This window comes from Streptomyces pallidus (ex Mingjun et al. 2026) (assembly GCF_051550185.1).
Taxonomy (GTDB): Bacteria; Actinomycetota; Actinomycetes; order Streptomycetales; family Streptomycetaceae; genus Streptomyces.
In genome coordinates this window covers 1,369,939-1,392,766 of the sequence record NZ_CP196181.1, presented here as the reverse complement: position 1 = coordinate 1,392,766, position 22,828 = coordinate 1,369,939, and the positions used below count along the sequence as shown (strand labels likewise).

At 73.8% G+C, this 22,828-nt stretch carries 23 protein-coding genes and 1 pseudogene; 10 read left to right on the top strand and 14 right to left on the bottom strand.

The window, feature by feature from the left end; all coding sequences use genetic code 11:
* Window positions 1–47 precede the first annotated feature (47 nt).
* The 10 genes from ACSHWO_RS05950 to ACSHWO_RS05905 all read right to left on the bottom strand — a co-directional run bounded on the left by ACSHWO_RS05950 (window position 48) and on the right by ACSHWO_RS05905 (window position 8,356).
* Entirely contained in the window at window positions 48–1,460 is a 1,413-nt protein-coding gene (locus ACSHWO_RS05950; protein ID WP_361092561.1) for a HAMP domain-containing sensor histidine kinase, read from the bottom strand.
* Window positions 1,457–2,185: a response regulator transcription factor gene (locus ACSHWO_RS05945; RefSeq protein WP_438310325.1), complete on the bottom strand. Its 729-nt coding sequence runs from the start codon at window positions 2,183–2,185 to the stop codon at window positions 1,457–1,459. The genes ACSHWO_RS05950 and ACSHWO_RS05945 overlap by 4 nt, the downstream gene beginning before the upstream one ends.
* Before the next feature lie 42 nt (window positions 2,186–2,227).
* Entirely contained in the window at window positions 2,228–2,845 is a 618-nt protein-coding gene (locus tag ACSHWO_RS05940) for a hypothetical protein (RefSeq protein WP_438310324.1), read from the bottom strand.
* Window positions 2,846–2,963: 118 nt separating this feature from the next.
* The gene (locus ACSHWO_RS05935; protein ID WP_438310323.1) at window positions 2,964–3,746 is read right to left on the bottom strand and encodes a cytochrome c biogenesis CcdA family protein; all 783 of its coding nucleotides are present in this window, start codon (window positions 3,744–3,746) and stop codon (window positions 2,964–2,966) included.
* On the bottom strand, window positions 3,743–4,363 hold the full coding sequence (locus ACSHWO_RS05930; protein WP_438310322.1) for a TlpA family protein disulfide reductase: 621 nt from the start codon (window positions 4,361–4,363) through the stop codon (window positions 3,743–3,745). The genes ACSHWO_RS05935 and ACSHWO_RS05930 overlap by 4 nt, the downstream gene beginning before the upstream one ends.
* Entirely contained in the window at window positions 4,360–5,124 is a 765-nt protein-coding gene (locus tag ACSHWO_RS05925) for a thioredoxin family protein (protein ID WP_438310321.1), read from the bottom strand. The genes ACSHWO_RS05930 and ACSHWO_RS05925 overlap by 4 nt, the downstream gene beginning before the upstream one ends.
* Window positions 5,125–5,405: 281 nt before the next feature.
* The gene (locus ACSHWO_RS05920) at window positions 5,406–5,969 is read right to left on the bottom strand and encodes a hypothetical protein (RefSeq protein ID WP_404234877.1); all 564 of its coding nucleotides are present in this window, start codon (window positions 5,967–5,969) and stop codon (window positions 5,406–5,408) included.
* Window positions 5,970–6,178: 209 nt separating this feature from the next.
* Complete coding sequence (locus tag ACSHWO_RS05915; RefSeq protein ID WP_438310320.1) at window positions 6,179–7,048, bottom strand: CAP domain-containing protein; 870 nt, start codon at window positions 7,046–7,048, stop codon at window positions 6,179–6,181.
* 197 nt (window positions 7,049–7,245) lie between these two features.
* On the bottom strand, window positions 7,246–7,680 hold the full coding sequence (locus tag ACSHWO_RS05910; RefSeq protein WP_361092585.1) for a VOC family protein: 435 nt from the start codon (window positions 7,678–7,680) through the stop codon (window positions 7,246–7,248).
* A 49-nt stretch (window positions 7,681–7,729) separates the two neighbouring features.
* On the bottom strand, window positions 7,730–8,356 hold the full coding sequence (locus ACSHWO_RS05905; RefSeq protein ID WP_438310319.1) for a TetR/AcrR family transcriptional regulator: 627 nt from the start codon (window positions 8,354–8,356) through the stop codon (window positions 7,730–7,732).
* Between the two features lie 61 nt (window positions 8,357–8,417).
* Between ACSHWO_RS05905 and ACSHWO_RS05900 the strand changes: the two genes are divergently transcribed.
* The 4 genes and pseudogenes from ACSHWO_RS05900 to ACSHWO_RS05885 all read left to right on the top strand — a co-directional run bounded on the left by ACSHWO_RS05900 (window position 8,418) and on the right by ACSHWO_RS05885 (window position 13,854).
* The gene (locus ACSHWO_RS05900) at window positions 8,418–9,434 is read left to right on the top strand and encodes a saccharopine dehydrogenase NADP-binding domain-containing protein (RefSeq protein ID WP_438310318.1); all 1,017 of its coding nucleotides are present in this window, start codon (window positions 8,418–8,420) and stop codon (window positions 9,432–9,434) included.
* A gap of 130 nt (window positions 9,435–9,564) precedes the next feature.
* Window positions 9,565–10,125, top strand: coding sequence for a DUF4396 domain-containing protein (locus ACSHWO_RS05895; RefSeq protein ID WP_438310317.1), 561 nt, complete (start codon window positions 9,565–9,567; stop codon window positions 10,123–10,125).
* Between the two features lie 86 nt (window positions 10,126–10,211).
* Window positions 10,212–12,041 (top strand): ABC transporter ATP-binding protein, encoded by a 1,830-nt coding sequence (locus ACSHWO_RS05890; RefSeq protein ID WP_438310316.1) that lies wholly within the window; start codon window positions 10,212–10,214, stop codon window positions 12,039–12,041.
* A gap of 348 nt (window positions 12,042–12,389) precedes the next feature.
* Window positions 12,390–13,854 (top strand): annotated as a pseudogene (locus ACSHWO_RS05885) (glycoside hydrolase family 15 protein).
* A 78-nt stretch (window positions 13,855–13,932) separates the two neighbouring features.
* On the opposite strand, the gene ACSHWO_RS05880 reads toward ACSHWO_RS05885, so the two are convergent.
* Window positions 13,933–14,562 (bottom strand): hypothetical protein, encoded by a 630-nt coding sequence (locus tag ACSHWO_RS05880; RefSeq protein ID WP_438310315.1) that lies wholly within the window; start codon window positions 14,560–14,562, stop codon window positions 13,933–13,935.
* A 309-nt stretch (window positions 14,563–14,871) separates the two neighbouring features.
* Here ACSHWO_RS05880 and ACSHWO_RS05875 point away from each other — a divergent pair, with 309 nt between their 5' ends.
* From ACSHWO_RS05875 to ACSHWO_RS05855, 5 genes are read left to right on the top strand one after another with little or no spacing between them, the layout of a single operon-like run.
* A complete protein-coding gene (locus tag ACSHWO_RS05875) occupies window positions 14,872–16,572 on the top strand; it encodes a sensor histidine kinase (RefSeq protein WP_438310314.1) in 1,701 nt (566 codons plus the stop codon).
* A 17-nt stretch (window positions 16,573–16,589) separates the two neighbouring features.
* Window positions 16,590–16,976, top strand: a complete 387-nt coding sequence (locus tag ACSHWO_RS05870) for a roadblock/LC7 domain-containing protein (RefSeq protein WP_360623255.1) — start codon at window positions 16,590–16,592, stop codon at window positions 16,974–16,976.
* Window positions 16,973–17,332 (top strand): DUF742 domain-containing protein, encoded by a 360-nt coding sequence (locus ACSHWO_RS05865; protein WP_438310313.1) that lies wholly within the window; start codon window positions 16,973–16,975, stop codon window positions 17,330–17,332. The genes ACSHWO_RS05870 and ACSHWO_RS05865 overlap by 4 nt, the downstream gene beginning before the upstream one ends.
* Window positions 17,313–17,960: a GTP-binding protein gene (locus tag ACSHWO_RS05860; RefSeq protein ID WP_361092607.1), complete on the top strand. Its 648-nt coding sequence runs from the start codon at window positions 17,313–17,315 to the stop codon at window positions 17,958–17,960. The genes ACSHWO_RS05865 and ACSHWO_RS05860 overlap by 20 nt, the downstream gene beginning before the upstream one ends.
* On the top strand, window positions 17,957–19,327 hold the full coding sequence (locus ACSHWO_RS05855; protein ID WP_438310312.1) for a cytochrome P450: 1,371 nt from the start codon (window positions 17,957–17,959) through the stop codon (window positions 19,325–19,327). The genes ACSHWO_RS05860 and ACSHWO_RS05855 overlap by 4 nt, the downstream gene beginning before the upstream one ends.
* 15 nt (window positions 19,328–19,342) lie before the next feature.
* Here ACSHWO_RS05855 and ACSHWO_RS05850 read toward each other — a convergent pair whose 3' ends face one another.
* Both ACSHWO_RS05850 and ACSHWO_RS05845 read right to left on the bottom strand, forming a co-directional pair.
* Window positions 19,343–20,458, bottom strand: coding sequence for a terpene synthase family protein (locus tag ACSHWO_RS05850; protein WP_385846018.1), 1,116 nt, complete (start codon window positions 20,456–20,458; stop codon window positions 19,343–19,345).
* Window positions 20,459–20,462: 4 nt separating this feature from the next.
* Complete coding sequence (locus ACSHWO_RS05845) at window positions 20,463–21,374, bottom strand: SAM-dependent methyltransferase (protein WP_361092615.1); 912 nt, start codon at window positions 21,372–21,374, stop codon at window positions 20,463–20,465.
* 302 nt (window positions 21,375–21,676) lie between these two features.
* On the opposite strand from ACSHWO_RS05845, the gene ACSHWO_RS05840 reads away from it, so the two are divergent.
* Window positions 21,677–22,225, top strand: a complete 549-nt coding sequence (locus tag ACSHWO_RS05840) for a DUF6434 domain-containing protein (protein ID WP_438310311.1) — start codon at window positions 21,677–21,679, stop codon at window positions 22,223–22,225.
* Between the two features lie 30 nt (window positions 22,226–22,255).
* On the opposite strand, the gene ACSHWO_RS05835 is transcribed toward ACSHWO_RS05840, so the two are convergent.
* Complete coding sequence (locus ACSHWO_RS05835; protein WP_361092621.1) at window positions 22,256–22,822, bottom strand: dihydrofolate reductase family protein; 567 nt, start codon at window positions 22,820–22,822, stop codon at window positions 22,256–22,258.
* Between the last annotated feature and the right edge of the window lie 6 nt (window positions 22,823–22,828).

Sequence of the window (22,828 nt, the reverse complement as noted above, 5' to 3'; positions counted from 1 at the left end):
GGCCGGGGACGGTCACCGGCCGCGGGCCCGTGCCCCGGCCGACCCGGCTACCGCGTGCGCAGCCGGGCCGGCCGGCGGCGGGAGATGCGGGACCTGCGCCCGGACAGGGCCGGCGCGGCCAGCGCGAAGGTCACGGTGATGTGCGCCCCGCCCAGGGGGCTCCGGCCGATGCGCATCGACCCGCCCGTGGCGGTCGCGGCCCGCTGCGCGATGTCGAGGCCCAGCCCGGTGGAACCGGTGCTGCTCCCCCGGGAGAGCGCCCGCTCCGGCTCGGGGATGCCCGGTCCGCCGTCCTCCAGGACCAGTTCCACGGCCTGCGCCGTGCGTACGACGTGGACGCCGAACGGGGTACCGGGGGCGGTGTGGCGGAAGATGTTGCCGATCAGCGCGTCCACCACGGCGGCTATGTCGTCGTCCGAAAGGCCGACGGCCGTGGGCTCCGGGGTGAGGTCGACGGAGCACGACCGGTCCTGTTGTTCCGCCAGGACCGCCCAGAACGCGGTGCGGCGGCGGACCACGTCGGCCACCTCGCAGCGCGGTCCGGCCCCCTCCGGCGTACCCGCGGCGCGCACCCCGCTCGCCGTGGGGGTTTCCGTGCCGAGCATGCCCTGGCCCATGGGCCCCACGGCGAGCGGGGTGCGCGCCGCGGCGATGATGGCCTGGAGCTCCGTCTCCAGTTCACCCACGGCCGCCTCGACCCTGGCCGACTCCGGTGTGCCGGCCATCCGCTCCGACGCCAGGTGCAGGGCGGTCAGCGGGGTCCGCAGCCGGTGGGACAGGTCGGCGACCAGTTCGCGTTCGACGGCGAGCAGTTCGGTCATCCGGTGGGCCATCGCGTTGAAGGCGACGCCCGCGTCCCGCAGTTCCCTGGGGCCCATGGGATCGACTCGGGTCTCCAGATCGCCCTGGCCGAGGGCGTGCGAGGCCTGCGCGAGCCGCTTCGAGGACCGGACGACCTTGGCGCCGAGGCGGTCGGCGACCAGCACCGAACCCGCGATCAGCCCGACGGCGAGGAAGCACATGACCGCCCAGGACTCCATCACCCCGCGGGTCAGCTCCTCCTCGGGGACGAAGTTCTCGATGACGGCGACCCGGTCGCCCGGGAGCACCACCGGCTGCAGGCAGATCCAGCCGCCCGGGACCTCCCGGGAGATGGACTCCCGTCCCTTCTGCGCCCGTTCGAGCAGGGCCGCGGGGGCCCTGGAGCTGCCGAGCGGCCCGGAGTCCGGCAGGTGGACGACCAGGTGCTCGGCCGCGTCGAGGCTGGCCGCGGACTCCCGCAGGGCGGCCGGGTCCGTGGTCAGCGTGAGGACGGGGGCCAGGGCCGCGGCGCGCTGTTCGGCCGCGGTGACGCCCTGCTCCTTCACGAGCGACATCACCAGGGCGGCCAGCGGAATGAGGAAGGACAGCGCGACCATGGAGGTCACGGCGAGCGCCACTCCGGCCAGTGAGCGTCTCACCGCGGAGCCACCAGCTTGATGCCCACGCCGCGGACGGTCAGCAGGTAGCGCGGGGCCGCCGCGCGTTCGCCGAGCTTGCGGCGCAGGGACGACAGGTGCACGTCGACGGTCTGGTCGTCCACGTACGGCTCCCGCCACACCTCGGTCAGCAGCCGGCGCTTGGAGACGACCTGGCCGGTGTGGTGTGCGAGGAACGCCAGCAGGTCGAACTCGCGGCGGGTCAGGCGGAGCTCCCGACCGGCCAGGTACGCGGTGCGCGCTCCCGGGTCCACCGTCAGTTCGCCCACGGTGGTGGCGCGCAGGGGATCCGCCGCCGCTGTCGCCACCGGCGCACCCGCCGCCGCGGGACCGGCGGCGGGCAGCTGGCCGGTGCGCCGCAGGACGGCGGACAGACGGGCGATGAGCTGGCCCCCGGAGAACGGCTTGACCAGGTAGTCGTCGGCGCCCGCGTTGAGGAGGCTGATGATCTCCCGCTCGTCGTCGCGGGCGGTGGCCACCAGCACGGGCACGGAGGAGATGCCCCGGATCATGCGCAGGGCGTCCCCGCCGTCCAGATCGGGCAGGCCGAGGTCGAGGACCACGGCGTCGACGGGCGTCTGGGTGACCTCGCGCAGGGCGCCGAACCCGTCGGCCGCGCTGCGCACGGCGAACCCGTGCTCCGCCAGGACCTCGATCAGTGACTGGCGGATGCTGGGGTCGTCTTCCACGACCAGGACGCTGGGCATGGGGACACCTTAGGGGCTCGGCCGACCGTGTTCTCGGGCACCCTAGCGGGCATCGAACACCGGTCCGTCTGGGGTGACGCGCAGGCGGACGGGGCGGTCGGAGACCGGGATGGTGCAGCCCTCCCGCTCGCTGCAGCTCGCGTAGCCGAGCAGTACCGTCGCCTCCCCGTTCGCGTCGGCGCGGACGGGCAGGGTGGTGGTGACCGGGCCGTCCGGGTAGACCGGGACCGGGGCGCCGACGCCGGGCACGGTGATGGACCGTACCTTCGCGGCCGCCGTCAGCCTGCCCTCCGCCTTGAGGGCGCCGGTGACGGACACCGCCGTGGGCCGGCCCACTCCTTCGATGCCGTCGGCCGGCAGGTCGGTGCTGTAGAGGTGGAAGCCCTTCTCCTCGGGGGCGAAGACCGTGGTGAGGGTGCCCTTCGAGCCCTGCCAGTCGGACACCGAGAGGGTGACGGTGACCCCCTTCTCGCTGAAACTCGTCCTGGGGCCGGGCGTCGGAGGGGACGCGGACGCGGGTGCGCTGGCGGGTGCTGCCGGTGCGGCGGCGCCGGCGTCCGCCGCGGGCTGCCCGCCGCACGCCGTGAGCGCCCCCAGGGACAGGAGGGCGGCCGCGATACGGGCCTTCCGGGCACGTCCGGCCTGCGGGGAAACGTTCATGTGTGCCTCTGCGTCAGGTGGGTCGGGTCTGTCAGGTTTGTGGGGTGATACGGGGTCGGTTCGGTTCGTGTCCGGGGTCGCGCGGCGGGGCGGAGGCGGCACGGGGCGGAGCGCCGCCCTACAGGGCCGGGCTGAAGTCCGCGCTCCACAGCTGGAGCACGTACACCAGGTCGTTCCACACGCCGGTGGCCAGCAGCGCGCCGACGAGTACGAGCATGCTCCCGCCGGTCCGCAGGACCCACGGGTAGTGCCGCTTGACCAGGCCGAAGGCGCCCAGTGCCCGGCGGAAGGCGAGCGCGGCCGCGACGAACGGCAGGCCCAGCCCCAGACAGTACGCGGCCGTCAGCAGCGCTCCCCGGGCCGCGCTCGCCTCGGTCCAGGCGAGTGCCTGGACGGCGGCCAGCGTCGGGCCGATGCACGGGGTCCAGCCGACCGCGAACACCGCGCCCAGCAGCGGGGCTCCCGCGAGCCCCAGCGCGGGACGGCGGTGGCTGCGCAGCTCCCGCTGGGTGAGGCCGGGCAGGAAGCCCATGAAGGACAGCCCCATGAGCACGGTGAAGACGCCGAGCACCTGGGTGACCGCCTCCTGGTGGGCCAGCAGGCTGCGTCCGGCGTAGCCGAACAGGGCGCCCCCGGAGACCAGGACCGCGGTGAAGCCGAGGACGAACAGCAGCGCGCCGCCCACCATGCGGCTGCGGTGCCCGCTGCGCGGGTCGGCGAGGTCGGCGACCGACAGGCTGGTCACGTAGCTGAGGTAGCCCGGGACGAGGGGCAGGACGCAGGGGGAGAGGAAGGAGACGAGCCCCGCGACGAGCGCCACCGGGGCGGCGACGAGCAGGGTCCCACTGACGAGGGAGGGGGCGTCCGCGACGGCGAGGACCGGTGGTGCGAGGGGTGTCATGACGGCTCCCCCGCCAGGCGCGCGAGCAGGGGCCGCAGCTCCTCGGCGGTGACGGCGCCCCCGATCCCGGCGGCGATGCGCCCGCGCCGGTCGATCACCAGGGTCGAGGGGATGGCCTGCGGGTTGAGCAGCGCGGGCGGGAAGCGGAGCAGGAGTTCGCCCGCGGGGTCGTGGAGGCTGGGGAAGGTCACGGCGTGGGCCCGTACGAAGGACCGGGCCGCGGCCCGGTCCGGGTCCCGGGTGTTGATCCCGAGGAACCGGACCCCGTCCGCCCGGGTCTGTCGGCTGAGCAGCTCCAGGTCGTCGGCCTCCGCCCGGCAGGGGCCGCACCAGGAGCCCCAGACGTTGAGGACGACGACCTGCCCCCGCAGTTCGGCGAGTCCGACCGGGTTCCCCTCCAGGTCCTCGCCGGAGAGCACGGGCGCGTCCTGCCGGGCGGCGGGGGCGATGACCGCAGCCCCGGCCGCGGCCGTGACCGTGCCCGCCTGGTCGTCGGCACCGGTGGCCGCACCGGCCGCGCCGTCCCGGCCGTCCGCCCCGTCCGTCGCGAGGCCGACGAGGACGCAGCCGGCCGCGACGGCGAGACCGGCCGCCGCGGCCCGTACCGCTCGTCTCACGACGCCCACTGGCGCAGGAAGGCGTTGATGCCGTCCGCGGTCAGGGACGGGTTGCCCGTGGCGTGGGTGTCGGTGCGCACCGTGCCGGACGGGGAGACGACCACCAGGACCGGCATCTTGTAGGTGCCGCCCCCGGGGCTGTACTTGCGCAGGAGCGCCGAGTTGGCGGAGCTGTTGCCGCCGATGTCCACCTTGACCATGTGGTACGAGGCCCCGAGGACCGCCGCGGTCGGCGCCTGGGCGAACACCTTGTCGGCGGCCTTGCAGTTGCCGCACCAGTTCGCACCGAAGTCGAGCAGCACCATCCGCCCGTCGGCCTTGGCCGCGCGCAGCGCCGCGTCGATCTGCTTCTGGGCGTCGGCCGAACTGTCGTAGCCGGGGCCGGGCACCGGGGCCGGCGCGGCCGCCGCCGACGTACGGGCCGCCGGCTTGGCGGACGTACGGGCGGGGGCGGCGGACCCGGTGCCGCCCTGCGCCGGTGCGGCCGACGCGGAGGCGGAGGCGGAGGCGGACGGCGATGCGGAGGCGGACGGGGAGGCCCCGACCGAGGCTCCGGCGGACTCCGGGGCGGAGGGGAGGGCCTGTGCGGACTGGCGTGCCGCCTTCGGCGCCGCCGATCCGACGGGCTGGGAGGACGGCCCGCAGGCGGCGGTCAGGCCCGCCGCGACCACGGCCGCGGCGGCCAGCGGAAGGCGCTTGCCCAGGGCGGCGGCGGAGCGGGACGGTGCCGTACGGCGGTCGGCGCGGACGGGTCGGAGCATGCGGGAACTCATGGCGAAGACACCCCAAGGCACGGTTCGGACTGCGGGACGGGCGCGACGCCCTCCGCACGGTGGAACGGCGGCCCCACGGTCCGCCGGGAGGCGCGTCCCGGCGCCGAGGCCGCTCGGCTGACGCGAGCATAGGACCGCTCGGGGCCTTCGGAACCCTCTCGGCGGGATCTTCAGACTGCCCTAAGGAACAGCTCACCTTCCGCTTCGCCGGAGCTCCGCAAAAGGTGCAGGAAGGGCCCCGGACGTGCGGGCGAGCGGAACGGCGGGGGTCAGAAGGACGTCTCGCGGACGCTGGCCCTCGGCCCCGGGACGATCGTCGCGGTGACGACCGACCGGTGGTCGTCGCTGCTGAAGGTGACGGTGAGGGTGTCGTCCGCGGTCTGCGCGGTGCTGGTCTTGAAGCCGCGACCGGGGATCGCCGAGATCAGGCACACGCCCCGGCTGCCGTACCGCACGGTGACCTTGCCGCCCTGCGCGGGCACCGTGTGCAGGCCCGCTCCGCCGTCCTCGCAGTCGACGTCGGGCTTCGGCGCGGTGGCACGGGGCGTTCCGGACGCCGCCTTGGCGGGGGTGGCGCTCGCGGCGGAGGGGGAGGGCTTCTGCGTCGCCGAGGGCGAGGGGCTCGCGGACGTGCTGGGGGAGGGCGAGCCGGGCGAGGGCTCCTGGCCCGCCTGCCAGGCCGGCGGGGTCTCGATGACCGTCGGAGCGGACCGCGCGACCGGGGGCGTGTGCCGGGTCGTGCCGACCACGAACTGGACCGTGAGGAGCACGGCAGTCACGCTGGCGGCCGTGCACGACAGCCATATGAGCAGGTAACGCGGAAGTCGGGGCACGGCCCCATAGTGGCCGACGCCCCGGCCGGGCCGACACCGGCTCCCCCCCGAAGCGCCCCGACGGGCCGGAGGCGCCCGGGGCCCCGCGGCGCCGCCCGACGCCGACGTCCCCCGGACCCGCGGACGGGTCGGGGGACGTGACGGTGGGGTTGTGGGGGGTGGCGGTACGGGGGACGCGGGGGATGAGGGAGGAGCGGGAGGGGGCTCCGTTACCTCGAGGCGCCGAAGTTCTGGGTCCACCACGGGCCGCCGTCGCCCTTGTGGACGCCTATGCCGATCTCCTTGAAGGCGCAGTTGAGTATGTTCGCCCGGTGGCCGGGGCTGTTCATCCACGCCTTCATGACCGCGTCGGCGTCGGCCTGGCCGCGGGCTATGTTCTCGCCCAGGTTGGACCACTTGTAGCCGGCCGCCTCGACCCGGCTGGTCATGGTGGACCCGTCCGGTCCGGTGTGCGACATGACGCCGGCGCGGGCCATCGTGTCGCTGTACGCACGTGCGGCGGCGCTCAGCTTGGAGTTCGTGCTCAGCGGGCCGCAACCGGCGGCCGACCGCTCCTTGTTGACCAGGGCGAGGACCGCGGACTCGGCGTCGGCGTTCACGGTGCCGCCGGAGCTTCCCGAGCCCCCGGACCCGCCGGACCCCCCGGACCCGCCGGACCCGCCCGAGCCGCCGCCCGTGGCCGGCTTGCCCGCCGGCTTGTCGCCCTTGTTCGACGCCGACTTGGCCGCCGTGCCCTCCTCCTCGCCCGCGGGGGCCGAGGCGGAGGCGGATGCCGAGGCGCTGGCGCCGGGCGTCCCGGACGGGCTCGGACTGGCCGAGGCCGAGGCCTCGGTGGTGGGGGTGCCGGGGGTCGGGGCTGCGGTGGCCGACCCGTCGCCGGCACCCGCCGCGGACGCCTTGCCGGTGGCGCCACCGGCCCGCTGGTCGACGCGGCCGTCACCGTCGGAGTCGGCCACCGCGACCCCGACCGCCACCGCCGCGGCCGCCGCGGTGACAGACAGGACGATGCGGGTGCGCACCGTCTTCCTCCGCCGGGCCTCGGCGCGGGACGGGGTTCCGGTGGTTCGGCTGCGGCTCATGCCGGTGACACCTCACTAAGCAGGGGAAGTGGAACTCCGTCCGAGCCTAGGGCGGTGACCAGCGGGAAAACCCTCCTGGAGGGGTTCTTCAGGTTCCCTTAAGGAAGCCCGAAGGGTCGACTCAGGAACGAGCCGGGCAAACGCGCCGAATCGGAACTCCCGGCGGGTGTTGCGGGGTTGGTGCCGGGCTGGTGTCCTCAGCCGCCGAAGTCCGGGAGGACCAGGGAGCCGTCCTCGGCGAGGGTGAAACCGGGGTTGTGCGCGATCTCCCAGGCGTGCCCGTCGGGGTCGGTGAAGACGCCGGAGTAGAAGCCGATCGCATGGACCGCGGCGGGCCGGGTGACGGTTCCCCCGGCGGCCGCGGCGGCGTCGAGGACCGCGTCGACCTCGGCGTCCGTACGCACGTTGTGGGCCAGTGCGATGCCGCCGAAGCCGGCCGCCGGCGGGGCGTCGCGCAGACCGCAGTCGGCGGCCAGCTTGGCGCGGTCCCAGAGCACCAGGGCGAGGCCGCCCGCCTGGTGGAAGACCGTCTCCTCGACCTCGGTCCCGCGCCAACCGAGCGCCGTGTAGAAGCGCTTGGAGCGGGCGAGGTCCGCTACGCCCAGGGTGATCAGGCTGATCCGCTGTTCCATCCCGCCACCGTAGCGGCCGGGCGTGGCCGAGCCCGGCAGGCGGGCGGGGTCAGGGCAGGAGCTGGCGTACGAGGGCGTCCGCCGCCCACTCCTCCCAGCGGGCCGGGCTCCAGCCGCGCCGGGTGACGAGCAGGTCGTAGGTTTCCGGGCCGAGCACGGTCACCGCGATGTCGGCCGCGGCCGCACGGTCGTGGCCGGGCCGCAGGGACCCGCCGGCCTTCTCGTACAGCGCCTCGGCGAAGCGGAGTTGGACGGCGTGCCGCTGCTCGTGGTTGAGCCGCCACAGCTCGGCGAGCTCCGGATCGGCGGTCGCGGCGCCCCGGACGACCTCCAGGACCGGCGCGGCCCGCTCCAGGATGCGCCGGGCGCCGGCGGCCTGGAGGGCGAGCTGGACTGCGGGGTCGGGTTCGTCGAGGACCTCGCGGGCCCAGGGCCGGTCGAGGGTGGCGACCGGGTCCGCGTCACCGGCGACGGCGGTGTCCAGGAGTTCCTTGAGCAGTGCTCGCTTGCTGCCGAACGTGAAGTACACGGTCTGCACGCCGACCTCCGCGGCGCGGGCGATGTCCTCGACCGTCGTCCCGGTCCAGCCCTTCTCGGCGAACAGTCGGGCGGCGGCGTCGCGCATCCGCTGCCGGGTGCGGCGGGCCTTCTCCGCGCGGGTCAGGGGTGCGGCCACCGGTTCTCCTCGGGTCCGGGAATTTTGACTGTAGTGAGACTACAGTGTAATTCACTGGAGCATGACTACAGTGAAATCGGGTCGCGTCCTGGTGGTGGGTGGCTACGGCGCCGTGGGCGCGACGGTGGCGGGTACGCTCGGCGCCTGGTTCCCCGGGCGGGTCGTCGTGGCGGGACGCGACGGCGCCAGGGCGCTGCGGCTCGGCGGCGTCCGCGTCGACGTGACCGATCCGGCCGGGTTCGGGCGCACGCTCGACGACCTCGGCGACGTGGCGGCGGTCGTGCTGTGCGTGGAACCGCCCGATGCCGCTGTCGCCCGGGCCTGCCTCGGCCGCGGTGTCCACCTGGTCGACGTCGGCGCCACCAGGCGGCTCCTCGACGGCGTCGCCGAGCTGCACGGAGCGGCCGTCGGCCGCGGGGCCACGGCCGTGCTCAGCGTCGGCGTCGCCCCGGGGCTGACCAACCTCCTCGCCCTCCGGGCGCACGAGGCCGTCGGCGGCGCGGAGCGCATCGACCTCACCGTGCTGCTGGGCGCCGGCGAGCGGCACGGCGCCGACGCGGTCCGCTGGACGGTCGAACACCTGGCCGCACCCGCCACGGCCCACCCGCTGCGGGCGGAGCTGCCCGGATACGGCACGCGCACCGCGTACCCCTTCCCCTTCTCCGACCAGTACACGCTGCCGCGCACGCTCGGGGCCGCGCGCGTGACGACCCGCCTCTGCCTGGATTCGAGACCGCTGACCTCCACGCTCTTCGCGCTGCGCCGGGCCGCCCGCCGACCGGCGGTGCGACGGGCCCTCACCGCCGTCTTCCGCCGGGTCCACGCGGGCGGGGACGGCTTCGCCGTACGGGTCGACGCCCGACGCGGCGACCTGCACGCGGCCTACGCGCTCACCGGGCGGGCGCAGGGCCGCGTCACCGGGCTGGTCGCGGCGCACGTCACGCGGGAGCTGCTCGCCGGCACCCTGCCCGCCGGGGTCCACCACATCGAGCAGCTGCCCGCCCTGGCCCGGCTCCCGGAGGCGCTGGCCGGGCACGGGGTCGCCGTCCGGCGCCTCGACGGCCCGCCGGAAGGGTGACGGGCGGGGTCCCCGATCGCCGCACCACCTCCCCCGGCAACACCCTCCGGAATACCCCTAGGGGGTATATGGTTTGCGGTGTGGAGAGCAGGGCACGGTCCTGCACCGGACGGACACGGGGACGAGGGTCATGGGCGACAGCGCACACCAGCACCACTCCGCCGCACACCAGCACGATGCCCGCCACGACGCGGGCGGGGCGGGCCACACCGGCCACGCGGGCCACAGCCACGCGGACCACGGGCAGGGCCGTGGCGGCGCCTCGTGGGGCACGGCCGCCAAGGCGACCGTGCACTGCCTCACCGGATGCGCCATCGGCGAGATCCTCGGCATGGCCGTCGGCACCGCCCTGCTCTGGGGCAACGTCGCGACCATGGCCCTGGCGATCGCCCTCGCGTTCGTCTTCGGCTACTCCTTCACCCTGTTCGCGGTCCGCCGGGCGGGTCTGGACCTCAAGGCCGCGATCAAGGTGGCGCTGGCCGCCGACACGGTCTCGATCGCCGTGATGGAGGTCGTCGACAACGGCATCGTCCTCCTCGTACCGGGCGCGATGGACGCCCACCTGGACGAGGGGCTGTTCTGGGGCGCCCTGCTGGGCGGCTTCGTCGTCGCGTTCCTGGTCACCACCCCGGTCAACAAGTGGATGATCGGCCGCGGCAAGGGCCACGCCGTCGTCCACGCCCACCACTGACGGCCGGAAAAAACGCTTGGACGGCGCGCACGGCCCTGCGGGACACTGCGGATCCTGTCCTGCCGGTCCAACAGCACAGGGTTGCGATGGGATCGTCTGAATCGCCTCGACCGCCAGAAAACCCACCGCGCAGGGGCTCGGTGCTCCTCGCACTCCGCCACTACTCCAAGGAGCTCGCCCGGCTCCGCCGTCTGACGGCGCCGGCGATGCTGCTCCCGGCCCTCGGCAACATCGGCATCAACTACATCGCGCCGCTGATCGTCGCCAAGCTCGTCGGCCGGATGGCCGCGGGCGACGACGACATCGGCATCGGCGCGATGCTGCCCTACGTCCTCGGCTTCGGCGGCGTCCTGCTGCTCGCCGAGTCCCTGTGGCGCATCGGCCTGCACTGCCTCAACCGCCTCGACGCCCTCGGCATCGAGCACCTGTACGTGATCGGGATGGACGAGCTGTTCGCCAAGGACGCCGCGTTCTTCCACGACAACTTCGCCGGATCGCTGACCAAACGGGTCCTCAGCTTCGCCTCCCGCTTCGAGGAGTTCGTCGACACCCTCACCTTCTCGGTCCTCGGCAGCCTCGTACCGCTGGCCTTCGCCTCCGTGGTGCTGTGGTTCTACGAACCGCTGCTCGTCGTGGGCCTCCTGGTGATGATCGCCGTGACGGCCCTGGGTGTGGCGCCGCTGATCCGCCGCCGCCAGGCCCTCGTCGACCAGCGCGAGGAGGCCATCGCCCGGGTGTCGGGGCACGTCGCCGACAGCCTGATGAACATGGACACCGTCCGGGCCTTCGCCGCCGAGGAGCGCGAGGCCGCCGAGCACCGGTCCCGGGTGGCGGAGTCCCGGCGGCTCACGCTGCGCTCCTGGGACTTCGGCAACCTGCGCATCGACACGGTGGTCGCGCCCATGTCCGTACTGACCAACGCGCTCGGCCTGCTCGTCGCCGTCGCGCTCGGCGCGGGGGAGCACGGGGTCGAGGCGGTCATCGTCGCCTTCGCCTACTACTCCAGCGCCACCCGGATCATGTTCGACTTCAACCAGATCTACCGCCGTCTGGAGCGCTCGATGACGGAGGCCGCCCAGTTCACCGAACTGCTGCTGACGCCGCCGGCGGTGCTCGACCCGGAGTCGCCGGAGCCGCTGCGGCCCCGGGCCTGCGCCGACGTGCGCTTCGAGCGGGTGACCTTCGCCCACGGGGGAGCCGAGCCCCTCTTCCGGGACCTCGACCTGGACGTGCCCAGCGGCGCGAGGATCGGCCTCGTCGGCCGGTCCGGCGGCGGCAAGACCACCCTGACCCGGCTGCTGCTGCGGATGACGGACATCGAGGCCGGCCGGATCCTGATCGGCGGCCAGGACATCAGCCGGCTGAGCCAGGCCGACCTGCGCAGCCGGATCGCCTACGTGCCGCAGGACCCGGCGATGTTCCACCGCACCCTGCGGGACAACATCGCGTTCGCCCGGCCGGACGCCACGGACGCCGAGATCCGCCGCGCCGCGGAGGCGGCACACGTCACCGAGTTCGCCGACGCCCTGCCCGACGGCTTCGACACCATGGTCGGCGAACGCGGCGTCAAACTCTCCGGCGGACAGCGCCAGCGGGTCGCCCTCGCCCGGGCGATCCTGCGCGACGCACCGATCCTGCTGCTCGACGAGGCCACCAGTGCCCTGGACTCCGAGAGCGAGATCCTCGTCCAGGAGGCGCTGTGGCGGCTCATGGACGGCCGGACCGCGCTGGTCGTCGCACACCGGCTGAGCACCGTCGCCAGCATGGACCGCCTCGTCGTCCTCGACCGCGGCCGCATCGTCGAGCAGGGCACCCACGACCAACTCCTCGCCTCGGACGGCACCTACGCCCGCCTCTGGCACCACCAGTCCGGCGGCTTCCTCGACGACACCCCCGCCCCGGACAACGTCGTCTGACCACCCCCCGGACCCGCACCCCGCGTCCCGCAGGGCACGTCCGCCTCGGCGCACGTGCCCTGCGGGCAGTGGTCCGGGACGCGTGCCCGCCGGTCCTCCCGGCGGTCACGGCAGGCCCCGCCGGTGCGCCCCGCTCACCCGCCCGGAGCAGGTGCACCTCCCGTGCGGGCCGCCGGCCCCGCTCCACGCCGGCGTCCGAGCACGGGGCGGCGCCGCGTAATCCGCGCCGGAGCACCGCCCCGCCCGGCCCGCGCCACGGGGCTCCCGCAGCAGGCGCCCGGCGCCGCCCGCGGCCTTAGCGTGGGGGCGGGGAGGAGAGGACGGGACCGCTACGGCGAAGGGACTCGTATGCGCCGCTATCCGCCGATCGGGGACCACGGCCTGATCGGAGACCTGCGGACGGCCGCGCTGGTCTCCTCCGACGGGGTCGTCGACTGGTTCTGCGCCCCGCGCTTCGACTCGCCCAGCCTCTTCGCCTCCCTCCTGGACCACGACCGCGGCGGGTACTTCGCCGTCACCGCCGACGACCCGGATGCCGTCACCCGCCAGCTCCACCTCGCGGACAAGGCCGTCCTCGTCACCCGGTTCATGACCGAGAAGGGGGTCGGCGAGGTCATCGACTTCATGCCGCTGGGCGAGGCCGAGGCCCCCGCCGACCGGCACCGGATCATCCGGATCATGCGGGTCCCCCGCGGTACCGTGCGCTTCCTGATCGACTGCCGGCCCGCCTTCGACTACGGGCGCGAGGAGCACGGCCTGGCCGTGGCCGAGGACACCGCCCACTTCACCACGCCGGACCTGGCCGCCTTCCTCCAGGCCGGGAGCCCGTTGCGGCTCACCGCGGACGGGCCGGGCGTACGGGGGGAGGCGCTCCTGCGGGCGGGCGACACCACCACGGCCGTGCTGACGGTGTGCCACGACCCGGCGGCGGGCGTGCCCGAGCCGCCGACCGCGGCGGGGGTGCGGCGGGCGTTCCTCGGCAGGTACGGCTACTGGCACCGCTGGGTGCGTCGCAGCAGGTACCGGGGCCGCTGGCAGCAGATGGTGAACCGGTCCGCGATCACCCTGAAGCTGATGACGTACGCCCCGACGGGCGCACCCGTGGCCGCGGTGACCGCAGGACTGCCGGAGCGGGTGGGCGGGGAGCGGAACGGGGACTACCGCTACACCTGGGTGCGGGACGCCTCCCTGTCCGTGAAGGCGTTGGTGGACCTGGGCCGGGACTTCACCTACAGCCGGCTCAATGTGCTGGACGGCCTTCGACCGGGGGATCCGGCTGGCCGGCCAGCTGGCCCGGCCGACCGACGCCGCCGGCTGGACCGCGGCGCGGGACGCGGTGTTCCAGCAGGTCGTCGACCGCGGGTACAGCGCCGCCCGGCAGGCGTTCGTCCAGTACCTCGACGGTGACGTGCTGGACGCGTCGCTGCTGCTGATGCCGGTCGTCGGATTCCTGTCCCCGCGCGAACGGCGGTGGCTGTCGACCCTGGACGCCATCGAGGCCGACCTGGTCTCCGACAGCCTGGTGCACCGCTACGACCCCGAGCGGGCCCCGGACGGGATCTCCGGCGACGAGGGGACCTTCTCCCTGTGCACCTTCCTGTACGTGGGTGCCCTCGCCCGGGCCGGGCGGCTCGACATGGCCCGCTACGCCTTCGACAAGATGATCGCGTACGCCAACCACGTCGGGCCGTTCGCCGAGGAGATCGGCCCGACCGGTGAGCAACTGGGCAACTTCCCGCAGGCGTTCACCCACCTGGCGCTCATCACGGCGGCCATGGCCCTCGACGAGGAGCTGGACCGCGCAGAGCGCTGAGGGAGCCGTGCCGCAGACGACCTCCGGCCGGTCCGGCGGTCAACGCTGGTCAGGAGCAGTCAGTGGTGGTCGGCGGGCTCAGCGGTGGTACGCCGCGGCCGCCGCGAAGGGGGCCGCGCTGGCGGCCGGCGTGGCCAGGACCGCGACCCACGAACCGTCGGTGAACTCGATGTCCATGCGGCCCTTCTGGAGCAGGCCCTTCGGGTTGGCGCGCAGCGCGGAGACCGCCGCCCGCGGGGCCTCCCAGTACGGCTTCATCACCGGCGTCGACCGCCACAGCGGCGAGACGTCGGTCAGGGCGAGCCAGCGGCGGTCGGTCACGGCGAGGACGCCCTGGACCGAACCGCGGGCGGCGGCGCGGCTGATGAGGAAGCGTCCGGCCGCGCTCTGCCAGCCGCCCTCCATGCTCGTGCCGTGCATCATGCGGGCGCCGAGGTCGTCCACCGCGTGCGGCAGCCGGTCGACGGCGGCCGCGGCGGCGGCCGGCCCGGAGTGGCGGGGGTCGAGCGCGTGGGAGGCCAGCAGCCGCCGCAGCGGGCCCGGTATCCGATCCTCGATGCGCTGGGCGAGCGCGGTGGGTTCGGCCGGGGGGATCAGCTGCTCGGGCGGGGACGGCACGCCGGGGCCGAGCTCGTAGCCGCATGCGGCGATCAGCCGCTCGCCCTGGTGCATGAAGTTCTGGGCGTGTTCGCGCGCCTGACGGTTCAACGCGTGCGCTCCTGTTCCGTTTTCCGTGGTTCGGTCCGTGAATGGGCTGCCGGACTGAGGATGATCTTGCCCGGTCGAGGGCCATTGTCCCTGGGGGGAAGGTTTTGTTCCGCACTGGGTGTCCTGTAAACCGGACGGGCGTGCGAACTCCATCCGACCGGCTCATGAATGGGATTCGGCTGGAACTGGAGCCCGCAACACCCTTGCGGTGTCCGGAACGTGACCTGCTGTCAAGTGACGTGCTCAAAGCCGCTAAGATTCCGGGCCGTTGTCATATGATCATTCGCTTTCGATCGTTTGAGGGTTCTGATGGTTCGCGTGGGATCGTCGCCCGGAAGTCCAGGGCCCACCTCACCCGTCGTATGGGCGCTCCCCGCCCTGGCGACCGCCGCAGCCGCGGTCGCCGCCCTGGTGCTCGTGTCCGCACCCGCCCGCACGCCCGTGGCCTGGGTCGGTGCCGTCGCCTGTGTCGCGGTCGCCCTCGCCTGCGGTGAGGCGGCCCGCCGGGGCAAGGCCATAGCCGCACTGCGGGCCGTGGCCGCCGCCCAGGAGGCGGCGCTCGTCCGGCAGCAGGTGGAGACCGTACGGCTGGCCCAGGAGCTGCTGCCCGACGTCGTGGAACGCCTGCGCAAGGGTGAGTTCCCGGAGGAGGTGCTCGCCTCCCTGGAGGAGCCCGGTACGCACGGGCCCGGCCTGAGCCCCGAGTTCAGGGCCGCCCACCAGGCCGTGCTCCGCTCGGTGCTCGACGCCGTCGTCGCAGAGGAGGACCTGCGCGACTCCGCGCAGCGCGCCTTCGTCAACATCGCCCGTCGAGTTCAGGCCATTGTGCACCAGCAGGCCCAGGAGCTCCGCGAGATGGAGGACCGGCACGGCCGCAGCCCCGACGTGTTCGGCGATCTGCTGCGCCTGGACCACGGCACCGCGCTCATCGGCCGGCTCGCCGACTCCATCGCCGTCCTCGGCGGTGCCCGCCCGGGCCGCCAGTGGTCCAAGGCCGTCCCGCTGTACAGCGTGCTGCGCGGCGCCATGTCGCGGATCATCGACTACCAGCGCGTCGAGCTGCACTCGGTCTCCCAGGTCGCCGTCGTCGGCCCGGCCGTCGAACCGCTCATCCACGCGCTGGCCGAGCTCCTCGACAACGCCACCCGCTACTCGCCGCCGCAGACCAAGGTCCACCTGACCGCGGTGGACGTGAACTCGGGCATCGCCGTCGAGATCGAGGACGGCGGCGTGAGCATGAGCGAGGAGGCCCGCCAGCGGGCCGAGCGCATGCTCCGCCAGGCGCAGCAGGGCATCGACCTCACCGACCTCGGTGAGACGCCCCGCCTGGGCCTCGCCGTCGTCGGCCGGCTGTCGCAGGCGTACGACTTCCAGGTCTCGCTGCGCTCGTCGGCGTACGGCGGTGTGCGCGCCGTCCTGGTGATCCCGCAGGCCCTGATCACCGCGGCCTCGTCCGCGACCGGCGTCGCACACGGCATCGGCACCTCCTCCGGCCCCCGGGCGGCCCTGCAGCCGGGGTCCGCCCCGGCCGTCGCACCGGCCTTGACGGGCGTGTCGGCCGCGGCGGGCGTGTCGGCCGCGACGAGCGCGCCGGTCGCGACGCGCGCGCAGGCCGAACGCGTCGTGCACACGCGGCCGGTCACCGGCCCGCAGCACCCGCTGGAGATCGACGAGGTACCCGTGGTGACGGAACGCACCGCCACCGGTCTCCCGCAGCGCCGCCGCCGGACCCGGACGGCCGCGCCCGACCTGCCCGGCACCCACACCGGCGGCGGCGCCGGCACCGACCCGGTCATCGACGCGGCGGCGGCCGCCGCGGCCCGGGCCGGAGCCGCCCCGGCGCCCGCACCGGCGCCGGAACCGGAGGTGCAGCCCGGCATGTGGCTGGCCGCCTTCCAGGGCGGCCTGACCGGAGAGAGCAGCAGCAGGACCGTCGCCGGCCGCAGCGGCGCAGCAAGCCAGAACACAGACGCCTCGCCGAGCCCGGCGAGCAAGGGGGAACAGCCGTGAGCCAGCAGCAGAGCAACATGGACTGGATGCTCAAGGACCTGGCCGAGAGCGTTCCGCAGACCCGGCACGTCATCGTCCTGTCCGCGGACGGCCTGCGCATGGCGCAGTACGGCGCGGAGACCGACACCGCCGACCGGCTCGCCGCCGCCTGTGCCGGGCTGCAGAGCCTCGCCGGCGCCGTCGCCACCGAACTGCCGCACAGCAGCGGCCGCATGCGGCTCGTGGTCATCGAGATGGACGGCGGGTTCTTCTACCTGATGGCGGCCGGTGCCGGCGCCTACCTCGCCGTCCTCGCGGACGAGGGCGTCGACGCCGGCCTGATGGGCCAGCGGATGCGCGACCTCGTCGCCCGGATCGGAGAGCACCTGAGCAGCCCGCCGCGGCGCGACGGGCAGCCCGCGTGAGCAACCCGGGCCGGGACTGGGAGGAGGGCACTCCCGAGCGGCTGTACGTGATCACGGGTGGGCGCAGCGGGGCGGACACGCCCGCCCCGCTGGACCTGGTCACCCTGATCATCGCCAAGTCGGGGCCCAAGCCCGGGATGCAGCCGGAGCACGCGGCGATCATGCGGCTGTGCCAGTCGCCGCTCTCGGTGGCCGAGGTGTCCGCCTACCTCGGACTGCCCGTGAGCGTGGTCACCGTGCTGCTCGGCGATCTGATCAACGACGGCCGTGTGCTGTCCCGCCCGCCCGTCGCCCCCGCCAAACTCCCCGACCTGGCACTGATTGAGGCAGTCATCGATGGACTTCGAAAGCTCTGAGCCGTCCGCGGCATCCCACCACGGGCACCTCCGGGCCGGCCCGCGGCGCGAGGAGGTGCTCCCCGCCACGGCCGCCGCCGCGGTCAAGGTGGTGATCGTCGGCGGTTTCGGGGTCGGCAAGACGACCCTGGTCGGCTCCGTGAGCGAGATCCGGCCGCTGACCACCGAGGAAACGATGACCCAGGCCGGGGTCGGCGTCGACGACACGGCCGGCGTGGAGCGGAAGACCTCCACCACCGTGGCCATGGACTTCGGCCGCATCAGCATCAACGAGGAGCTGGTGCTCTACCTGTTCGGCACCCCCGGCCAGGAGCGCTTCTGGTTCCTGTGGCGGGGCCTGTTCGAAGGCGCCCTCGGCGCGGTGGTCCTGGTCGACACCCGCCGGCTGGAGGTCAGCTTCGACGTGATCGGCCGGCTGGAGGAGCGCGGCGTGCCCTTCGTCGTCGCCGTCAACTCCTTCCCCGACGCGCCCGAACACCCCCTGCAGGACGTGCGCGCCGCCCTCGACCTGCCCGAGTCCGTACCGCTGGTCGTCTGCGACGCCCGGCGGCGCGACTCCAGCCGTGACGTCCTGATGACGCTCATGCGCTACCTGCACTCCCTCGCCGTCACCCCGGAGGCCTCGTGAGCACCCCCCCGCCGTCCGATCCCGCAGCCCCGCCGCCGGGCTGCCCGGCCCACCGGCTCTACGGCCCCGAAGCGGAAGCCGACCCGTCGGCCCTGTACGAGAAGCTGCGCGCCGAGTACGGTCCCGTCGCCCCCGTACTGGTCCAGGGCGACCTGCCCGCCTGGCTCGTCCTCGGCCACCGCGAGAACCTCGACGTGGCCCGCACCCCGTCCCGCTTCTCGCGCGACCCGCGCCGCTGGCGGGACATGCAGGAGGGCAACGTCCCGCCGCACCACCCGCTGACCCCGATGACCGCCTGGCAGCCGGTGTGCCACCTCGTCGAGGGGGCCGAGCACGAGCGGCTGCGCGGGGCGGTCACCGAGTCGCTGGAGCGCTTCGACCGGCGCGGGATCCGCCGCTACGTGACGCGCTTCGCCAACCAGCTGATCGACGGGTTCGTGCAGACGGGCCGGGCCGACCTGGTCTCGGACTTCGCCGAACCGCTGCCGATGCTGGTGATGACGCAGCTCGTCGGCATGCCGGACAGCTACGGTCCCCGCCTCGTGGAGGCCGCCCGCGACATGATCAAGGGCTCCGAGACCGCCGTCGCGAGCAACCGGTACGTCACCGAGACCCTCGAACAGCTGGTCGACCGCAAGCGGGTGGTCCCCGGCCGGGACTTCACCTCCTGGCTGCTGGAGCACCGCACGCAGCTCTCCGACGAGGAGATCGTCGAGCACCTGCGCCTGGTGCTGATCGCCGCCTTCGAGTCGACGGCCAACCTGATCGCGAACACGCTGCGCGTCATCCTGACCGACCGCCGCTTCCGGGCGAGCCTCTCCGGCGGCCACATGACCCTGCCGGACGCCCTGGAGCAGGTCCTCTGGGACGACCCGCCCTTCATGACCATCCTGGGGCGCTGGGCCACCGGCGACACCGAGCTCGGTGGTACGCCGATCAGGGCCGGGGACATGCTGCTGCTGGGCCTGGGCCCCGGCAACGTGGACCCCGAGATCCGGCCCGACCTCGCGGTGCCCGTCCACGGCAACCGTTCGCACCTGGCGTTCAGCAGCGGGCCGCACGAGTGCCCCGGCCAGGACATCGGTCGTGCCATCGCCGACACCGGCATCGACACCCTTCTCACCCGTCTGCCGGACCTGGAGCTGGCGGTGTTCGAGGGTGAGCTGCAGTGGAAGTCCTCGCTGATGTCGCGCCACCTGGTGGAGCTGCCCGTCGCCTTCTCCCCGCACGGGGCTACGGTCACCGGCGCCAACCCGGTCCCGCCGCGGGTTCCGGCACCGGCCCCCGTGCGTTTCGCCGCGCCCGCGCAGCCCGAGCGGCCGGCCCGCCGGGCCTCCTGGTGGTCCAGGCTGCTCCGGCGGGGCTGAACCGCCCTTCCCGGGTCACCCGTCGAGCTGCTGCCACCACCCGGCGAGGGTCGGCACCGGCAGCGGCTCGGCGCTCGGATCCGCAGGCGCGTCGGCGTACACCACGTCGTACGAGGCCCCCTCGACCGGCAGGACGTTCCGGTTGCGGGGGCTCGTGTACCGGGGGGCCCGGTTGTGGTATTCGGCGTCGCCGGCGATCCAGTGCTCCAGTGACCGCAGGTACCGCAGCAGCTCCGGGGCGGCGCCGCACGCCACGCGGTCGCGGAGCCTGACGAAGAGCCCGACCACGCGGTCCCTGAGGGCCACCGCCTCCACCAGCGCCTGCGCCGGCGTCATGCCGCGTTCCTGGGCGAGGACGTTGACCAGGTTCTCCTCCAGCGGCTCCTGGTGGTCGTCCTTGTTGTACGAGAACAAGTCGTTGTCGCAACCGACGATGAAGCCGGCCGCGTCGGTCAGGGCCTGCACGGGCGCCGAGTGGAGGACCTCCGGCGGCAGGTCGATCCCGTTGGCGGCATCGCACCACGTGAGGGTGAAGCGGGTGCCGTTCACCGCCATGCGCATGGCGGCGAACTCGTTCAGCGCGGGCATGAGGCCCCGCTCCCCGTATCCGGTCTGCCAGGTCGAGCCGAACACCCAGTCCTGCATTCCCTGGAGGAACCGGTGCAGCTGGGTCGGGGTGAGCACGGCATGGGTGCGGACGGCCAGATCCTCCAGGGCGGCCGTGAACGGCCCGGGGGGCAGCAGACCGGACCCAGGGGCCTTGACGGACCGCACGAGCCGCGCGCCGTGGTCGGCCACGACGGCCGTGCGGGACAGCCCGGAAGGGGAGCCGGAGTCCTGCCAGTCGTCGATGGCGAACGCCCAGTAGTTCCACTGGGCGAACAGCAGCATCGTCTCCACGTCGCCGTACGGGATGATCCGGGCGGTGAACTCCGCGCTGCGCGTGGCCAGGCCCCACGCCCGCTCGGTGTCGTCGGCGTACAGGCGATGCCCGTCGAGCCACGCCACCGCGCGTTCTTCCAGCTCGGCGGCCTTCGGATGGATCAGGTTCCGTTCGAAGGGGCAGTAGAGCGGGGGCAGCTGCCAGCCGATCCGGGAGGGGGCGGAGGCCTTCGCGTACGAGGGCGGCACGGCGTCAGTTCCTCCCGGTCAGACGGAACAGCAGCAGCCGGGTCTCCAGCGCGTGGTCGCGCCAGATGCGGAACAGCTTGCCGTGCGTGATCGTGGACTCCTGGAGCCGCTCGCGCGACCAGGCGGAGCGGGCGCCCTGGAGTTCCACCCGGTCCAGCTCGGCGGTGTTCCAGGCCATGGACTGCACCCAGAACTCGGCCACCCGGTCGGTGACGTCCTCGTCCTGCTCCAGTTCGAAGCCGGCCGTCTCGGCGGCGCGCAGGTACTCGGTGAGCGTGCCCAGGCGGGTCTTGTAGTAGCCGTCGATGAACTCGGTCCACTCCGGCCGGCAGATGAAGTGCTCCTGGATGCCGAACCAGCCGCCGGGCTTCAGGCAGGAGGCGACGACCTGGAAGAGCCGCCCGCGGTCCATGTACCCGGAGCTCTCGTTGGCGTACGCGCCGTCGAAGTCGCCGCCGCCGGTGTACTCGTGGACGTCGGCGAGGAGCGGGGTGACCCGGTCGGCCACCCCGGCCTGGCGGGCGAAGTCCTGGATGACGGGTATGTGGTCGGCGGCCACGGTCAGGCCGGTGACGTGTGCGCCGTGCTCCTGCGCCCAGTAGAGGGAGCCGCCGCCGACGCCGCAGCCGATGTCGAGGAGCCGGCCGGGCGGGTTGGCGTACGCGCCCCACGCGCGGGCGGCGTGCTCGACGATCGCCTCCTGCGACTCGACGATGCGGCGCTTGATCACGCGCTGTGTGACGGTGGTGTTGGGGGTGGCGCCGGGTCCGAACAGCCCCATGTGGAAGTGCACTCGGGGGCCGGGTCCGTACTTGTGGAGGATGTCCGCGGTCTTGCGGGTGTAGTAGAGCGGCACTTGGCTCTCGTCGAATGCCTTGCCACCCCGGGGGGTCTGGATGACGAGGTTGCTGTCCATCGGTTCTCCGGTCCTGCGGTCCTGTGGGGGTGTTTCTCGGCCGCCCCACTCTGCCCATAAGTGATCGATAAAACTCCTCGACCACTCAAGTCATGAGCATAGCCACAGCTGAAACAGCTACAATTCCGGCCATTTGATGGCACGTCAGCGATCGGCGCCGGCCAATTTCCTTGAACCAGCCGCAAGTTGCCCGGAATACCTCCCCCTTCGGCCGCCCGGTGGTGCGGTTCGGGGCGTTCGGGCGGTCCGGGGCCTGCGGTGGGTGGTCGCCGGTGGGGCGCTGCGGCCGCTAAAATGGGAACGTGAGTACGAATATCGAGGAGTCCCGGCCCGCGCTGAATTCGGAACTGTCCGGAGCGGAACTGCGGCGCTGGTACTGGACCCTCGCCGAGCTGACCTCCCTGGCCCGCACCATGGGCCTGTCCACCGGAGGCGGCAAGGCCGCGCTGACCGACCGCCTGGCCGCCGCCCTCGACGGCCTCCCGGCCCCCGCCCCGGCGCGGCGGCGGACGGGCCGCCAGCTCGCCGCGCCCGTCGACCGGGACAGCGTGATCCCCGAGGGCCAGCGGTGCAGCCAGGTGCTCCGGGAGTTCTTCGTCCGGGAGATCGGGCCCGCCTTCCACTTCGACGCCTTCATGCGGGACTACGTCGCCGGGGGCGCCGGCCGCACCCTCGGCGACGCCGTCGCCCACTGGCACGCCACCCGTGCGGAGGCCGCCGGGCCCCAGGAGGTCGGGGCCCAGTTCGAGTTCAACCGGTTCCTGCGCGACTGGCACGCCGGCCACCCGGACGGCACCCGCACCGAGGCCCTGACCGCCTGGCAGGCCCACCGGGCCCGCCCCCGCGGCTGACCCCGTCCCGTCCGCCCGTCCGCACGGGTGCTAGGAGCGCGCGTACGCCAGCCGGACCACCCCGTTGCCGAACGTGCGGGTCCCCTCCAGCCGGAGCGGCGTCCTCCCGTCCACAGGAGCGAACAGCGGCTTGCCGCGGCCGATCCGCACCGGGTGCACGTAGATCCGGTACGCGTCCACCAGGTCCTGGCGCAGGAACGACGCGGCCAGGTCGGCCCCGCCCAGCATCAGGTCGCCGCCCGGGGCCGCCTTGAGCGCGGCCACCTCCTCCGGGACGACGTCCCGCACCACGGTGGTGTTCCAGGCGAGGTCCTCCTGGCGCAGGGTGCGCGAGTACACGTACTTGGGCTTGTCGCGCCAGATGGCCGCGAACTCGGCCTCGGGCCCGGTGCTCGCCGGATCGGCGTCCGCCGTCGGCCAGTAGTCGGCCATGAGCTGGTGGACGACCCGCCCGCTGAGGAAGGCGCCCGCCCGGCGGAGCTCCTCGTTGAAGTGCCGGTGCAGCTCGTCGTCGACGACGTGCCAGTCGAGCTGCCGGTCCGGGCCCTCGACGTACCCGTCGAGGGAGACCGACATCATGAGGACGATCTTTCGCACGGCACC